At 56.3% G+C, this 14,918-nt stretch carries 10 protein-coding genes and 1 pseudogene; 5 read left to right on the forward strand and 6 right to left on the reverse strand.

Features of this window, described 5'->3' with window-relative positions; genetic code table 11:
* Positions 1 to 355: 355 nt before the first annotated feature.
* A pseudogene (locus HA48_RS22830) lies at positions 356 to 1,641 on the forward strand (methyl-accepting chemotaxis protein).
* A 112-nt stretch (positions 1,642 to 1,753) separates the two neighbouring features.
* Here HA48_RS22830 and HA48_RS15255 read toward each other — a convergent pair.
* Entirely contained in the window at positions 1,754 to 2,833 is a 1,080-nt protein-coding gene (locus tag HA48_RS15255) for an acyltransferase family protein (RefSeq protein ID WP_128602085.1), read from the reverse strand.
* 398 nt (positions 2,834 to 3,231) lie between these two features.
* Here HA48_RS15255 and HA48_RS15260 point away from each other — a divergent pair, with 398 nt between their 5' ends.
* Entirely contained in the window at positions 3,232 to 5,769 is a 2,538-nt protein-coding gene (locus HA48_RS15260; RefSeq protein ID WP_244182869.1) for a bifunctional diguanylate cyclase/phosphodiesterase, read from the forward strand.
* A 26-nt stretch (positions 5,770 to 5,795) separates the two neighbouring features.
* On the opposite strand, the gene HA48_RS15265 is transcribed toward HA48_RS15260, so the two are convergent.
* The 4 genes from HA48_RS15265 to HA48_RS15280 are packed head-to-tail and all read right to left on the reverse strand — an operon-like array spanning position 5,796 to position 9,774.
* Entirely contained in the window at positions 5,796 to 7,109 is a 1,314-nt protein-coding gene (locus tag HA48_RS15265; RefSeq protein WP_128602086.1) for an MFS transporter, read from the reverse strand.
* Positions 7,102 to 7,737 (reverse strand): DUF4286 family protein, encoded by a 636-nt coding sequence (locus HA48_RS15270; RefSeq protein ID WP_128602087.1) that lies wholly within the window; start codon positions 7,735 to 7,737, stop codon positions 7,102 to 7,104. The genes HA48_RS15265 and HA48_RS15270 overlap by 8 nt, the downstream gene beginning before the upstream one ends.
* The gene (locus tag HA48_RS15275; protein ID WP_128602088.1) at positions 7,734 to 9,083 is read right to left on the reverse strand and encodes an amidase; all 1,350 of its coding nucleotides are present in this window, start codon (positions 9,081 to 9,083) and stop codon (positions 7,734 to 7,736) included. The genes HA48_RS15270 and HA48_RS15275 overlap by 4 nt, the downstream gene beginning before the upstream one ends.
* A 10-nt stretch (positions 9,084 to 9,093) precedes the next feature.
* A complete protein-coding gene (locus HA48_RS15280) occupies positions 9,094 to 9,774 on the reverse strand; it encodes a DUF2848 domain-containing protein (protein WP_128602089.1) in 681 nt (226 codons plus the stop codon).
* Between the two features lie 114 nt (positions 9,775 to 9,888).
* On the opposite strand from HA48_RS15280, the gene HA48_RS15285 reads away from it, so the two are divergent.
* Positions 9,889 to 10,563 carry a GntR family transcriptional regulator gene (locus HA48_RS15285; protein ID WP_128602090.1) on the forward strand — a complete coding sequence of 225 codons (675 nt, stop codon included), beginning with the start codon at positions 9,889 to 9,891 and terminating at the stop codon, positions 10,561 to 10,563.
* Here the strand turns inward: HA48_RS15285 and HA48_RS15290 are convergent.
* The gene (locus tag HA48_RS15290; RefSeq protein ID WP_128602091.1) at positions 10,560 to 11,579 is read right to left on the reverse strand and encodes a LacI family DNA-binding transcriptional regulator; all 1,020 of its coding nucleotides are present in this window, start codon (positions 11,577 to 11,579) and stop codon (positions 10,560 to 10,562) included. The genes HA48_RS15285 and HA48_RS15290 overlap by 4 nt on opposite strands.
* Positions 11,580 to 11,801: 222 nt before the next feature.
* Between HA48_RS15290 and ascF the strand changes: the two genes are divergently transcribed.
* Positions 11,802 to 13,241, forward strand: a complete 1,440-nt coding sequence (gene ascF / locus HA48_RS15295; protein ID WP_128602092.1) for a PTS cellobiose/arbutin/salicin transporter subunit IIBC — start codon at positions 11,802 to 11,804, stop codon at positions 13,239 to 13,241.
* Between the two features lie 25 nt (positions 13,242 to 13,266).
* On the forward strand, positions 13,267 to 14,703 hold the full coding sequence (locus HA48_RS15300; RefSeq protein WP_128602093.1) for a 6-phospho-beta-glucosidase: 1,437 nt from the start codon (positions 13,267 to 13,269) through the stop codon (positions 14,701 to 14,703).
* Positions 14,704 to 14,918: the final 215 nt, after the last annotated feature.

The following is a 14,918-nucleotide window of genomic DNA, read 5'->3' on the forward strand; positions in this document are numbered from 1 at the left end:
TTGCGCGTTAATATAAGCGCATCTGCCGGAAAGGTAATAAAAAATTAATATTGATTCTCTTACGGCTGCGCTTTTAACACTTTTTTTACTCAAATTTTCGCTGTGCGCGTCGATAACTAAACAGGTAAAGCAGAGTCAGCTTTATCACTGCTGCCACAACACCAGGTAAGTTATGACTAAAAAACCCCGACCTGCATAAGCCCTATGCAGCGAGACATCCCCGCCGCGATATGCTGCAGGTGAATGAACGACAGGGGAAATCATACGGCACATCCTGTGATGTGCTGATGCGTTTGCGCGGGATAACGCTCTCGCGCACTTTGTTCAACAGCATAACAATCGCCTGAGGTCTCTCATGTTCGGGGTGAAAAAATCGAGCTACTCTCTGCCGTTTACCAAAACCGGTGACGTAGTGAAAGACATTAACGCCATTAAACAGCACGTCGCCTGGATTGAGTTTTCACCCACCGGTGAAATACTCAGCGCCAATCCCCTTTTTCTCCAGGTCACCGGCTATCAGCTGCATGAGATTCAGGGCCAGCACCATCGCCTGTTTTGCAGCCCGGCCTATAGCCAGTCATCTGACTATATTCACTTCTGGCAGACCCTTGCTGCGGGGGAGTCGGTTACCGGTATTTTCGAACGCTTTAATAAGCAGCATCAGCGCTTCTATCTGAGCGCCACCTACTTCCCGGTGAGCGATGAAAGAGGCAACGTTTATAAAGTGATCAAGGTGGCAAGCGATATTACCGCGCGTCATCAGGAGCTGGAGCATAAAGAGGCGGTGATCACTGCGCTGGACCGCTCCATGGCGGTGATAGAATTTACGCCGGACGGCCACATAATCACCGCCAATGCCAACTTCCTGACCCATATGGGCTTTACCCTGGAGGCCATTGCCGGTCAGCATCACCGTCTGTTCTGCTTTGATAACTTCTACCGTGAGAACCCGGATTTCTGGCGTAAGATCGGCAATGGTCAGCACTTTGTCGGCCGCTTTGAGCGTAAAACCGCCAGCGGCGAACGTATCTGGCTGGAGGCGAGCTACAACCCGGTGTTTGACGGTGATGGCAAGGTGTACAAAGTGATTAAGATCGCCTCCGACATCACCGCCCGCGTTGAGGCCGCCAAGCGCGTCGCGGATATTGCCTTAACCACGTCAGAAGAGACCTCGCAAATCACCGATAACGCCAATGAAGTGCTGGACGAGACGATCCGTAACTCCGGCCTGGTGGCGCAGCAGGTCAACGCCGCAACGCAAATTGGCGCGCAACTGACAGCCTCGGCAAAGAGCATCAGTGAAGTGGTGGATACGATTAACCTGATTGCGTCGCAAACCAATATCCTGGCGCTGAACGCTGCCATCGAATCGGCGCGGGCCGCGAAGCCGGACGAGGATTTAGCGTGGTCGCAGGTGAGGTCCGCCGGCTGGCCGCCTCTACCGCCAGCGCAACCCGACAGATTTCTCAGGTCGTTGAGCAGAACGCTACGCTGATTCAGCAGATGTATCAGCAGCTGGATGAGGTACGGCACTTTGTTGTGACCGAACAAGAGAAGATCAGCGTGCTTTCGCGCAGCCTGCGGGAGATCAACAGCGGCGTGCATGAGTTTGTGAATGTGATCCATCGGCTGGATGTGTGACGGGACATGGCTGGCGGCCCTGACGGGTCGCCACGCCGATAGTCAACATCAGATACACATATGCATCAAGGCTGAAGCAACAATGATGCAAGTCCGCAGGGAATAAGCATCATTATTCGGGCGGTAAAAGCCCGGTTTTCGCTGCTGGCACAGCCTGGCGTTTGCCCTTAAGGCGCTGACGCAGCGCAGGCTCCGCATATCGGGTGATCAGCCAGGCCACAATATAGAGCCCGCCAGCTACCAGAACAGGCATCAGCAGCATTACCGCCTCACTCTTAATATATCTCTGCATTTTAATCAGCAGCGCGATCATCAGATTTTCGTGGATCAGATAGAGCGCATAACTGACAAAACCAATGGCGGTAAAAAACCTGATCGAAAGAAAACGTTCAATCTGTTTTGAATAAAAACTGGCAATAAAAAACAGCATGACGCACAGCAGCGGCGCCAGGGAGATAACACCACTATTCTTTACGTAGTAACTAAAATTAATCAGTAGCGCCAGTACCACTAATCCATAATGAAAAAGTTTATCTCGCCCATGTAAACGCTCATACACCAGACATCCAACCATAAACCAGGCGTAGTGAATAAAGCCAAATTTGGATATAACATCAATCAGCAAAGGGTGCCCAAGTGACTTTAATACAGATGACGCGCTCAGGGCTAACATTGGTACGATCAGGGCAGGCAGGCAATACTTCCGTCCCAGCGTAAAATAGATCGCACCGATAATCAGATAAAATAAGGCTTCCACATAAAGTGACCAGAACGAGCCAGCCATAGAGCGAAACTCCACGCCCGTTAGCTGGCTCAGCGTTTCCGGGTTAAGGAAAATTAAGCCAGGCAGCAGATTTTTCACGTAAGGCGTCATCAGCGACCACTCCGGAAAAAAGCCGCCAGCCAAAAATAGCAGTACGCTGGCAATCAGCATCGCCGGGAACAGGCGCAGCCAGCGTTTTTGCAGGAAGATTATATAACCCTGTGATTTATCCAAAGTCATAAAAATCACAAAGCCGGAGATCATGAAAAATAGCTGCACGCCTATCCAGCCAAATGAGAACAGGGGATTATGTTGAGTGGTGGCGACAAACGGTAATAATTCAGGCCAGCGCGCATAAGCGTGGTAAGCAATAACCATCAGGATCGCTAATCCGCGCATCCCATCGAGATGCGTAATACGTGGTTGCATGATTCCCTCAGGAAAGATGAGCAGTAAAGTTAAGCCAAATTAGCACTGCCCTGGAATATTAATCAATCAGACTAATTCTGATTAGCTGCACAAAAAAGCACCACGTTGTTCATCATATCGTTTAGTTAAGCTCTGAGTCCGCCAGGCGCACATTTCGTCGCGGCGCGATTCATCGCACAATAAATTGCGCCGCTATGAAATGTGCAAGTGGAAATACGCGTTTCACCTCTTAACTGACAAGACTTACCACGGCGCTCAGGCTTTTTTTACGTCATATCGCCCAGGTTCCGCGTCAGTGTGCCGATAACAAAAAGATACTTATTAAATATCACTTTATGGTTTGTGATAAGCCTATGAAAGCGAAGCCTTCTCCGATGGAATTTCCGGCAAGCGGCCGGATGCGTGGACTGATAAAGTTGCCGATGCGGCTCATGCTCTCATTAATTATCCTGTCATTTATGGTGGCCCTGGTGACGCTGTGCTTTATTGCCAGCGATCTCAACCAGCAAAACACGCGACAAAATCATCTGCTGCTGGAAAAGGCCCTGCTGACGCGTCAGGAGGTGATGCAGTTTCATCTCTCCGATAATGCCGAATGGGGCGAGGCGTATGAGAATCTGCATCGCACGGTGAATAAAGAGTGGGCATGGACAAGGCAGAACCTGGGCGAATCCCTGTTTGAGACCTTCGCTTATGAGGGCGTGTTTGTCATCTCGCCGCAAGGCGAGACCGTCTATAGCGTGATTGACGGGAAACCGCAGCCGCGCTCTTTTAGCGCCTGGCTCGGCCGCGATCTGCTGCCCATCCTGCAGCAACTGCTGCAGAACAGCGACGGTAAAGCGCTCTCCCGCTTTGTGGTGGCAAACCATCAACTGGTGTTGATCAGTGCCTCCTGGATCACCACCGGCGGGGATAACAGTGTTCAGCCGGTCGCCGGACCGCCTTCGCTGATGATCTTTGCTGACCGCCTGACGCCCGCCAAGCTATTACAGCTTGGTCATGAGTATGGCATCAGGCAGCTGCGCGTTGATTTTACGCTGCCTGCCTCCGCTGAACCGCTGGCGGATAGTTTGCGGCTCAGCACCGATGGACAGCCTGCGCTGCTGCGCTGGCAGAACGCCAATCCCGGCGGTACCCTGCTGACGGGCCTGCTGCCGCTGCTGATTCTTACCATGCTGATTGTCCTGTTTGGCGCGCTGATGCTGATGCGCAGTGCCTTGCGTAAAGCGCAGCTGAATGATGAAAATACCTGGCTGCTGGCGCAAAGTCAGCAGGCGCTGAGCGCCAGCGAACGCCGCTTCCGCGACATTGCCGAGACCACTACCGACTGGATCTGGGAGATGGATGCGCATCTGCGCTTCAGCTGGATCTCCGGGCGTTTTCCGGTTGTCACCGGCTTTAACAGCGAAGAGTGGCTGCAGCGTACGCTTGACGAATTTTTACTGTGTGACGAACGCCAGCGCGACAGGCTTAAACAGTTTCAGCATGCCGGCGGACAACTTACGCTGAGCGGCTGCCGCTACCTTTCCGCGCAGCATCAACCACGCTACTGCAATCTGACCCTCAAACGCGTTAGCCTGGCGCAAGGCGATCCCGGCTTTCGCGGCAGCGCGACCGACGTTACGCTGGAGATGGAAGCACAGGCGCGCGCGCACTATCTCTCGCATTTCGATGAGCTCACGGGCCTGGCAAACCGCGTTCAGATGCGTGAGTTTCTCACCGGCAAACTGAGTCTGCCGATGCCTTCACAGCCTATGCTGGCTATGATCATGATCGACCTGGATAAATTTAAGCCGGTTAACGATCTCTTTGGTCACGCTGCGGGCGATAAAGTCCTGCATGAAGTATCCGAACGCATCCGCAGTACGCTCAACGGTAATGGGCTGGTGGCACGCCTGGGCGGCGATGAGTTTGTGATTATCCTGCCGGAGGCCGGTACGCACGCGCAAATTGATGCGCTCTGCCAGCAGCTGATTAAGCAATTGAACGCGCCGTTTATGGTCTATGACAACACCATCCAGATTGGCGCCAGCCTCGGTATCGCTCTGGCGCCGCAGGATGCGGATAACGCCAGCGATCTGCTGCGTTTTGCGGATATTGCCCTCTATAAGGCCAAAAACAGCGGACGCAATCACTGGATCTTCTTCCATCGCGACATGGAGGAGAAAATTGTACAGCGGCGTGAAATGGAACACGCGCTGCGCGAAGCGATACAGGAGGATCAGCTGCGGCTGGTCTATCAGACGCGTTACGATCTGTTAACGGCGCGTATCAGCGCGGTAGAAGCGCTGGTGCGCTGGCAGCATCCGCGACTGGGCTTACTGATGCCCGATCAGTTTATTCCACTGGCCGAAGAGACCGGTCTGATCAGCGCGCTGAGCGATTGGGTACTGTTCAACGCCTGTCGTGATATCGCGCGTTACCGCCCGGAGATGGCGGTATCGGTCAATATCTCGGCTACCGAACTCCAGGATGGTGCGTTGCCTGAGCGTATCGCCCGCGTACTGCAGCTGAGCGGCCTGCCCAGTCAGCGGCTGGAAATTGAGGTGACGGAAAGCGCGCTGCTGAGCGACCCTGAAAAAACGCTGGCGGTGATGCAGGCGGTAAAAGCGCTGGGCGTGAAATTCCTGATTGATGATTTTGGTACCGGCTATGCTTCGCTGTGCTATCTGCGCGCCTTCCCGTTTGATGGAATCAAGATTGACAGGTCATTTATCTCGCCGCTCACCGAATCGCAGCAGGCGCGCCAGGTGGTGGAAAATATGATTGGGCTGGGCAAAGCGTACGCGTTGTCAGTGACGGCGGAAGGGGTGGAAACGCCGATGCAGATGTCACAGCTACAGGACCTGGCCTGCGATGCGATCCAGGGTTACTACATCGGGCGGCCGCTTCCGCTGCCGCAAATTTCAACCACCGCACCGGTTAGCGAAGCGTAAAGGTGGCGATCCGTCGCCAGAGATCACTACAGCGGTTTGTGTGCGGTCTCTTTAGCTTTCCATAAGGCAAACAGCGTAATGGCGAGGGCAAAACTGACATAGAGCGACACCCACAGCGTGCTGCCCATCTCCTTATACAGCGAGGTGATGATTAGTGGCGCAAAGCCCCCGCCGATGATGCCGGCCAGCGTGTAGGCCAGCGATGAACCGGCATAGCGTACGTGGCTGGGGAACTGCTCGGTCACAAACGCCGCCTGCGGGCCATACATGATGGCGTGGATCAGTAAGCCCACGATCACCGCCAGTACAATAAGCAGCGGCTGCGAGCTGTCCAGCAACACGAAGAAGACGAACGACCAGACGATCGCCAGCAGCGCACCGGCAATATAGACCGGTCGGCGCCCCAGCCGATCCGATAACGCGCCAAACACAGGTACGGTTATCGCATTACCGATCGCGCCCAGCATGGTAGCCAGCAGCGCTATCGGACGCGGAAGCTGCAATACCGTGGTGACATATGTGAGGGTAAACACCACCACCAGCGCATAGAGCACGTCTGAGCCAATGCGCGATCCGCCAGCAATCAGCAGTTCACGTGGATAGCGTACGAATACCTCTTTGAGCGGCGTGTGGGTGGTCTTTTCCGCCTGCTGCATCGCGACAAATGTCGGCGTCTCTTCCACGCCACGGCGTAACCACAGGCCAAACAGCACCAGCAACAGACTTAGCAGGAACGGGATGCGCCAGCCCCAGGCCTGGAACTGCTCGCCAGTGAGTGACACCGTCACCAATGTGATGAAGCCGGTACCAATCAGCGTACCGCAAGAGGGGCCGACCTGGGCGAAAGAGGCATTACGTCCGCGCTTGCTGGCCTCGCCATGCTCCATTGACAACAGCACCGCACCGGCCCACTCGCCGCCCAGCGCAATACCCTGTATAAAGCGCAGCGCAACCAGCAGAATCGGGCTCCAGATGCCCCACACTGCATAACCCGGTAGCAAGCCCATCAGCGCAGTGGTAACGCCCATAATCACCAGCGTGGTGATGAGGACCGCCTTTCGTCCGGCCACATCGCCAAGATGACCAAAGACGAAACCGCCCACTGGCCGTGAGATATAGCCCACTGCATAGGTTGAGAATGCCAGGATGGTACCGACCAACGGATCAAAGCTGGGAAAGAACACATGGTTAAAGATCAGCGCGGCCATGATGTTGTAGACGGTAAAGTCATACCATTCGAGCGCCGTACCAATTGAGCTGGCTGCCGCCAGGCGGCCGGTTTTGCTTTTGCTGGCCGTCGCACGTGCTGCGTGCTGTAACGTTGAGTCGGTATTAGCCATGGGCCATCTCCTGTTTGGTCAACTGCCAGCTCAGCGCATAGAACTGCGCCTGCGCCGTGAGAGCCTGCGCCGCACTGGCTGCCAGCGTCTGGCAGACCTGCGCGTCTGAGCAGCTCAGCAGCAGCATGGGGTGCATCGGGCGGTGCTCTGCATTTTCACGCGGCAGCGGCGTGCTGAGCGTGGTGTCCGGCGTCAGCACGCGGGAGGCGATCAAGCCAGGCGTCTGCTGCACGCGCTGCTGCCAGGCGCTGAGCGCTGCACTGTTCATGCCAGCCTGCAGGGTCAGCACCGCCAGATGGCTGCCGCTGCCTTTACCCTGCTGATGCGTGATAGCACAGACGCGGCGCATGGGATTGATCATTCGGTCGAGGTTTTTCACTGACCAGGCGGTTTGCCGGGTAAAGGCCGCGTAGTAATCGGCGCTGGTAAAGGTCTCCAGCGAGGTGGTTTCGTACAGGCCAAGATACTTGCGCTCCGCATCCAGCGCTTGATAGCGGGTGCCGCTCAGAAAGCCGCCGATGGCGACGCGCTCCTCAACGTGTTCGTGGTCATACCATTGGTTAAAATCCGCTTCATCTTCTGCCGCGATGTTAGTGGCGACAAATAACATGCCGTGAGGATGTGTCATGGCTGGAGACTCCGTTGCAGGGTGGATTCAAGAGCGAGCGCCCAGCTGAGCAGCGTCGCATCGTTATCGTGACCAGAAGCCAGCATCAATCCCACTGGCGCACTGCCGGGCTGATGACATGGCAGCGAGATGGCGCAGCCATCCAGCATGTTGATGACGCTGGTGTTGCGCAGCATCAGCAGGTTGACCTGGCGATAACGTTCGCTATCGTCAAGCTCCGCAATGGTGGGCGCAATCTGCGGTACGGTCGGCATCAGCACGCCATCAAAGGGTGCAATCGCCTGAGTGACCCGCTGCTGCCAGCTGGCGCGTTGCTGATAGAGATGCTCAGCATCATCCGCGCTCAGGGCGCTGCCGCGCTGAATACGCGTGAGTACCTGCGGATCATAAGCGGCGGCGTGCTGCTGCACCTGCGTCTGGTGCCATTGCCACGCTTCAAAGGCGATGATGCCGCCGCGCGCGTTCATGGTTTCCAGTTCCGCCAGCTCTGTCAGCGGCAGCTCCACCAGCGTCACGCCCTGCGCGCGCAGCGTCTCCAGCGCATGATGCCAGGCATGACTGACCTGCTGATCCAGCCCATCCAGCACGCGGGTTTGCGGAATCGCAAAGCGGGCCTGCGTGAGATCGCGTTCGGAGAGTGTCAACGGCTGTTCGGCGATCACGCTATCCAGCAGCCAGCAGCTGCGGACGTCATGCGCGATTACGCCGATGCTATCGAGTGAGGTTGAGAGCGGCAGTGTTCCGGCCTGCATAATACGGCTGGCGCTGGGTTTAAAGCCTGTCAGCCCGCACAGCGCTGCCGGAATGCGCACCGAACCGCCGGTATCGGTACCTACGGCCGCCAGGCACATGCCGTCTGCCACGGCCACGGCTGCGCCGGAGGACGAGCCGCCGGGAATGCGCTTCTCCGCACGCTGCCATGGGTTTGCAGGCGTGCCGTAATGGGGATTGATGCCCAGGCCAGAGAAGGCGAACTCGGTCATGTTGGTTTTGCCGACAATGGCCGCTCCCGCCTGCATCAGGCGCTGCACCACCTGCGCACTGGCTGGCGCGGGTGGCGCATCCCGCATAACGCGGGAGCCGGCAGCGGTGATTTCACCGGCCACGTCGAACAGATCTTTAATGCTGATCGGCAGGCCATCAATGGCGCTGCGTGGTTGCTGCTGCTGCCAGCGTGCTTTTGCCTGCTGCGCCTGCTGCTGCGCCCGGGAGGCATAGACATGCGTGAACGCGCGCGTACCTTCGCCAGCTTCTGCGCCGATCGCGCTGAGGGCCTGATCGGTGAACGTTTCCGCATCGCTCTCGCCGGCGCTGAGTTGCTGGCTGGCTTGCCATAGTGTGGTCATTGCGCTCTCCTCAGGCCACTACCGGCAGCGCGCCGGTAACATAGTGATGTTCCAGCGTGCGGTTTAACACCGGATCGTGCAGCGCCATGCGGAAGGCGCTCGCTGGCCGGATGCCGCCAATGGCGCTCAGCGTGCCGCATGACATTGCAAAACCTTCACTGACCGGCTGGCCGGCAAAGTAGCGCTGGAGTAAATCCATCGGCGTTAAGAGCGAGGCCAGCGTACCCTCCTGATAGGTTACCCAGTCACCGTTCACGTTAATCCAGGCGCGCAGCTCCAGCTGGTCCCAGTGCGCTTCGACCTCGGCCATACGCCACGCCTGGCTGGCAACCGGTTTGACGCAGGCCTGCTTAGAGAGCGCCACGCTGAAAGTCTCCAGATGACGATCGGTGTGATCGGAGACCAGCGAGACCCAGTATTCGCCGCGATGGAAAAACACAAACGGCTCTGCTTCGCCGGAGGTCTGTTCGCCCACGACTTCCAGTTCACATTGCTGGCTGAGCTGGTTGGTGGTAACGCGGTAGAACAGCGGTACTGCACCAGGGGCGGGCACGCCGAGCGCCTCCAGCTCCCTGATATGGTGCAGGACAGCGTCCCGATCGCGGCCTACCCAGCCGGCAATCACCAGTTGATTAACGTCAACATCCAGTTGTGGCGCGTCTGCAAGGCCGGTTGTAAAGCGTAAGTGCATGACTTGATCTCCTGATGAAAAATGCTTGTGAAATTTCACTGCAATTTCAAGATAGCCATTTTCATGCCAGGTTTTTGTGTAAGATGTCTCAGTACCCAAAAAAGGATCTGCGTAATGAGTGATTCAGTTGCTGAAAATGTGAACCCACAGGCCAGCCAAAAAGCCGTGTCATTAAATGAACAGGCCTACCTGGCGTTCAGGCATCGCCTGATAACGCTGCGCTATAAACCGGGCGAATATCTCAATACTGCGCAGGTCATGGAGGATTTAGAGATGGGCCGCACGCCCGTCAATCAGGCCGTGCACCGGCTGGCAACCGAGGGGTTACTGCAGGTTATTCCGCGCAAAGGGGTCATGGTGTCGCCGCTGTCGATTGACGATGCGCTGGAGTTGATTGAGGTGCGGCTGGTCAATGAAGCGCTGTGCGTACGGCTGGCGTCGCAGCGCGTTAACCCGGCGCAAATTACCCTGCTGCGCGCGCTGAACCAGCGCATTGCCGCAGCCGGCGAGAAGCGCGATCGTGAGCAGATGATGCTACTGGATCGCGAGTTTCATCAGGTGCTGGCAGATATCGCCGGCAACAGCCGTTTATCGGATATCCTCAGTATTATTCATGCGCAGGCGCAGCGGTTCTGGGCCACTACGCTCTCCAGCGCCCGGCACATGCAGGAGGTGATTGCCGAACACGAGGCGATTATCAGCGCGCTGGAGCACGGCGATGTCGCTGAGGCCGAGAGCGCGGCGCGCGTGCATATCTTTTCGTTCAAACAGGCGTTACTGAATAATTAAGGACGGCCGTAAGGTCCGGGCCCGATTGACTCACGCGCAATCAGCTCACCGGTAAATGTTTTCCGATTGCGCATCTCTCCCCCGTCGAGCATCGAGATCAGACGTTCTATGGTCTCCTGAATCATCTCCGTAACCGGCATCTTCACGCTGGTGAGCGAAGGGATGGTGTACGGCGCCAGCGGAATATCATCAAAACCCAGCACCGCGACCTGCTCAGGCACGCGGATCTGATGTGCGGCCAGCGCTTTTAGCGCACCTACCGCCATGTCGTCATTACTGGCTACAAGGGCACTGAACGTGCTGCCCTGCGCCAGTAGCGCCTCTACCGCCGCCGCGCCCTGCTGCGCCTGCCATTTACCCGCCATAATCAGTGCGTCATTCACCGGAATCGCGTGCTGCTCCAGTGCGGCGCGATAGCCCGCCAGGCGTTCACGCCCGGTTGGCGAATCGAGCGAGCCGGTAATAAACGCGATGTCGCGATGCCCAAGGGCAATCAACCGCGTAACTGCGGCGGCGCTGGTTTGCTGCTGATCGGAATAGATACAGTAGCTGTCGTGCTGACGCAGGCGGCGATTGATCACCAGAATCGGATGATCGTGCTGCGCAATAATCGTGTCCATTTCGTCGATAGTGAGAAAACGCGGATAGATGATGACGCCGTCGCAGCGCAGATCGAGCAAAAACTGAATCGCGGCCCGCTCCTCTTCTGCACTGTGTTTGCCATCCACCAGCAGCAGCTGGCGGCCCTGCTGTTCCAGCATGCGCGCGGAGTGCTGCATCAACTCGGTGAAGTAGCTGCCGGTATACAAGGTGTTAGTGATCACCAGACCAATCGTTTGTGTGGATTTGGTTGCCAGATTGCGCGCCAGCAGATTAGGCCGGAAGCCGGTCTCGGCAATGGCCTGATAGACCTTTTCCCGCTTCTCCTGGCTGACATAACCGTTGCCGGATAACACGCGTGAGACCGTCGCTTTTGAGACGCCCGCCTTTTTTGCCACCTCAAGTATGGTTGCCATGCTTCACTCTTTTCACTCGCCAATGGCTGCAGTGTACCTAAGCAATGAAAACAGCGGAGATTTTTCTTCGCAGGCACGCCAACTCGATCACGATCACAAACCAGGAAATTTATTTTTAAATATCTTGCCTGAATAAATACGCTTCTTCATGATTTTGTGAAACCGGTTTCTCATGGTTATAAAACATTCAGCCTCTACCCTACAAAACAGAGACGACAATTCATGGCTAACAAGTATGCGGAAGCCGCGCCGGCAATCGTCGCTGCGCTCGGCGGCTTAGATAACATCGAAGCGGTCACGCACTGCATGACGCGTCTGCGCTTCGTGGTGAAAGACAGTGCGCGTATTGATAATGCGACATTAAAAGCGATTCCCGGCGTCATGGGCGTGGTACACAGCGATACGCAGTGCCAGGTGATCATCGGTAATAATGTTAACCTGGCCTATCAGGAGGTTCTGAAGCTTGGCATGCCCGGCAGCGACGTGCAGACACCGCAGAAGCGCAAAATCACCCTGCGCACCATTGGCGCAGGCATTCTTGATGCGCTGGTCGGCACCATGTCGCCGTTGATCCCTGCCATTATCGGCGGTTCGATGGTGAAGCTGCTGGCGATGATGCTGGAGATGAGCGGCGTGCTGGAGAAAGGCGCGTCCACGCTGATTATCCTCAACGTCATTGGCGACGGCGCCTTCTTCTTCCTGCCGGTTATGGTGGCAGCCTCTGCGGCGCTGAAGTTTAAGACCAACATGTCGCTGGCGATCGCCATTGCCGGTGTGCTGGTCCATCCCAACTTTATCGAGCTCATGGCGAAAGCCGCACAGGGCCAGGCGGTGGAGTTCGCCGGCATTCCTGTCACGGCGGTGAAGTACACCTACACCGTGATTCCGGCGCTGGTGATGACCTGGATCTTGTCGCATATCGAATACTGGGTTGATCGCTTCACGCCGGCGGTGACTAAAAACTTCCTTAAGCCGATGCTGATCGTGCTGATTGCCGCCCCAATTGCCATTGTACTGATTGGGCCGCTGGGCATCTGGATCGGAAGCGGTATCTCCGCGCTGGTTTACACCATTCACGGCTATCTTGGCTGGCTCTCCGTGGCCATTATGGGTGGCCTGTGGCCGCTGCTGGTGATGACCGGTATGCACCGCGTGTTTACGCCAACCATTATTCAGACCATTGCTGAAACCGGTAAAGAGGGCATGGTGATGCCCTCCGAGATTGGCGCCAACCTGTCGCTGGGCGGCTCTTCGCTGGCGGTGGCGTTTAAAACAAAAAATCCGGAGCTGCGTCAGACGGCGTTCGCGGCGGCCGCTTCCGCGATTGTTGCGGGTATCTCCGAACCGGCGCTCTACGGCGTGGCGGTGCGGCTGAAACGCCCGCTGATCGCCAGCCTGATCAGCGGTTTTATCTGCGGCGCGGTTGCGGGGATTGGCGGCCTCGCCAGCCATTCAATGGCCTCGCCGGGTCTGTTCACCAGCGTGCAATTTTTTGATCCGACCAATCCAGTGAGCATTCTGTGGGTCGGCGGCGTCATGCTGCTCTCCGTGGTGTTGTCATTTGTACTTACGCTGATTCTCGGTTTTGAAGATATTCCGGTTGCGGAGCCGGCCCAGCCGAATAGTGCGGCCGAAACCGTGAAGCCGATTCGCGCCAGTTAACGTTGAGTTGTAATTGAGGTTATTTATGTCTGAAGTGACATTTCCTGAGGGATTTTTGTGGGGCGGCGCTCTGGCCGCCAATCAGTCAGAGGGGAGCTATCTGGCCGGCGGTAAAGGGCTGACTACGGTGGATATGCTTCCCCTCGGCGCTCACCGCATGCCGGTGAAGCTGGGGCTGGAGAAGCGCTTTGCCCTGCGTGATGATGAGTTTTACCCCAGCCATGAGGCCATCGATTTCTATCATCGCTACAAAGAGGATATCGCGCTGATGGCTGAAATGGGCTTTACGGTGTTTCGCACCTCTATCGCCTGGAGCCGGCTCTATCCCAACGGCGACGAACTGACGCCCAACGCCGAAGGGATTGCGTTTTACCGCAGCGTGTTTGAAGAGTGCCGTAAATATGGCATCGAACCGCTGGTGACGCTGTGCCACTTTGATGTGCCGATGCATCTGGTGACGTACTACGGTTCATGGCGCAATCGCAAGATGATCGACTTCTTTGCCCGCTATGCCCGCAGCTGTTTTGAAGCTTTCGAGGGGTTGGTGAAATACTGGCTGACGTTTAATGAGATCAACATTCTGCTGCACAGCCCCTTTTCGGGCGCCGGCCTGGTATTCGAACCGGGCGAAAATCACGACCAGGTGAAATATCAGGCAGCTCACCATGAGCTGGTCGCCAGCGCGCTGGTGACGAAGATCGCCCATGAGATCAACCCGGCCAATCAGGTCGGCTGCATGCTGGCGGGTGGCAACTTCTATCCGTGGTCGTGCAAACCGGAAGATGTCTGGGCTGCGCTGCAAAAGGATCGTGAAAACCTGTTCTTTATTGATGTGCAGGCGCGCGGCGCTTATCCCTCTTATGCTGCGCGCGTATTCCGTGAAAAAGGGGTTGAGATTGTTATGGCGCCGGAAGATGCGGACACGCTGCGCCACACGGTAGATTTCATCTCCTTTAGCTATTACGCCTCACGCTGTGCTTCAGCGGAGATGAATGAGCAGAACAGCAGCGCGGCTAACGTGGTCAAGTCGCTGACCAACCCCCATCTGCAGCGTAGCGCATGGGGCTGGGGCATCGACCCGCTGGGCCTGCGTATTACTATGAACATGATGTATGACCGCTACCAGAAACCGCTGTTCCTGGTGGAGAACGGTCTGGGCGCGCGCGATGAGATCAACGCGGCGGGTGAAATCAATGATGATTACCGCATCCATTATCTGCAGCAGCATATCCAGGCGATGGGCGAAGCCATTGCCGATGGCATCCCGGTGATCGGCTACACCACCTGGGGCTGTATTGATCTGGTGGCGGCCTCGACCGGCGAGATGAGTAAACGCTACGGCTTTGTCTACGTCGATCGTGACGATCAGGGCCACGGTACGCTTAACCGGGTGCGGAAACGATCGTTCTGGTGGTATCAGCAGGTCATCGCCAGCAACGGGCGCAACCTGTCATTTGAGTAGAATGGTTTATTCCGCAAGCCGATTTTTAATTCCATTCGCGCGTGAAACTCTATTTTAACGCGGACCAGGACAATGTGTTCTGGTCGTTAAAATAACGTAAGCGCAACGGCTGATTGATACTCTTTTATACATGACGATGGTACTATTTCTGCCTTGCTGTTCAGAGATAGCGCTATGTTATTTAAATTATCATCAGCCTGTGGAGCTGGCGCCCT

The sequence above is a fragment of the Pantoea wallisii genome (genome assembly GCF_002095485.1).
GTDB classification, from domain to species: domain Bacteria; phylum Pseudomonadota; class Gammaproteobacteria; order Enterobacterales; family Enterobacteriaceae; genus Pantoea; species Pantoea wallisii.

What these genes read in the sequence shown, in the direction of transcription:
- HA48_RS15255 (WP_128602085.1), bottom strand. Translation starts at nt 2,833, where the DNA reads ATGCAACCACGTATTACGCATCTCGATGGGATGCGCGGATTAGCGATC.
- HA48_RS15260 (WP_244182869.1), top strand. Translation starts at nt 3,232, where the DNA reads ATGCGTGGACTGATAAAGTTGCCGATGCGGCTCATGCTCTCATTAATT.
- HA48_RS15265 (WP_128602086.1), bottom strand. Translation starts at nt 7,109, where the DNA reads ATGGCTAATACCGACTCAACGTTACAGCACGCAGCACGTGCGACGGCC.
- HA48_RS15270 (WP_128602087.1), bottom strand. Translation starts at nt 7,737, where the DNA reads ATGACACATCCTCACGGCATGTTATTTGTCGCCACTAACATCGCGGCA.
- HA48_RS15275 (WP_128602088.1), bottom strand. Translation starts at nt 9,083, where the DNA reads ATGACCACACTATGGCAAGCCAGCCAGCAACTCAGCGCCGGCGAGAGC.
- HA48_RS15280 (WP_128602089.1), bottom strand. Translation starts at nt 9,774, where the DNA reads ATGCACTTACGCTTTACAACCGGCCTTGCAGACGCGCCACAACTGGAT.
- HA48_RS15285 (WP_128602090.1), top strand. Translation starts at nt 9,889, where the DNA reads ATGAGTGATTCAGTTGCTGAAAATGTGAACCCACAGGCCAGCCAAAAA.
- HA48_RS15290 (WP_128602091.1), bottom strand. Translation starts at nt 11,579, where the DNA reads ATGGCAACCATACTTGAGGTGGCAAAAAAGGCGGGCGTCTCAAAAGCG.
- ascF (WP_128602092.1), top strand. Translation starts at nt 11,802, where the DNA reads ATGGCTAACAAGTATGCGGAAGCCGCGCCGGCAATCGTCGCTGCGCTC.
- HA48_RS15300 (WP_128602093.1), top strand. Translation starts at nt 13,267, where the DNA reads ATGTCTGAAGTGACATTTCCTGAGGGATTTTTGTGGGGCGGCGCTCTG.